Source organism: Vibrio genomosp. F10 str. 9ZD137 (assembly GCF_049974785.1).
GTDB lineage: Bacteria > Pseudomonadota > Gammaproteobacteria > Enterobacterales > Vibrionaceae > Vibrio.
This window is the reverse complement of sequence record NZ_JBNGCJ010000151.1, coordinates 1-571: the sequence shown is the minus strand read 5'-3', so window position 1 is coordinate 571 and position 571 is coordinate 1. Positions and strand designations below refer to the sequence as shown.

At 44.0% G+C, this 571-nt stretch carries 1 pseudogene; it reads right to left on the bottom strand.

The annotated features are described in order from the left end of the window. Positions 1 to 245: 245 nt before the first annotated feature. Positions 246 to 571: pseudogene (locus ACP45E_RS01925) on the bottom strand (imelysin family protein); the annotation flags it as partial.

The window sequence follows — 571 nt, the reverse complement described above, 5'->3', positions numbered from 1 at the left end:
GAATTTTAGAATGTTTCTACCGTCGGTTAAATTCGCTGAAGGTTGAGAAAATGCGGAGGCATGAACAGATTTTACCGAGGTCGCTCCAGCAGACAGATGCTGTTGTTGATCAATGTCATTCGCCATAACGCAAGTGGATAACAGGCCAATGATCGAGAATACTATGTTAGTCATTTGTTCGAGTCTTTTAACGTGAAAAAGACAACCCGCAGGTTGCCTTAAAATTACCATTTAGAAAGGCGCAATTAGTCGCCGCTGCCATCAAGCGTTAACGCCTGGATAGAAAGCAACTCTTCCACTGATGCAAACGCTGAAGTCAATTCAACAAGCTCGTAAACCGCGGCCAATGCTGCTTGCTTCTCTTTACCATTTTCATCCTGACCAATAATCTGATCAAAGCGAATTGGGTTTGCTTGCTCACCTGCATCATAAACCACTCTCATGTTTGTCTCGATGCTGTTCAACGCGTCATCAAACTGCTTATAAAGAACTGGGCTCTTTTGCTTGATTAGGTCAGAGACACTGGCACCAGAGACAACAGAACCGTCCAGTTTTTCATAACGGCCGTAAA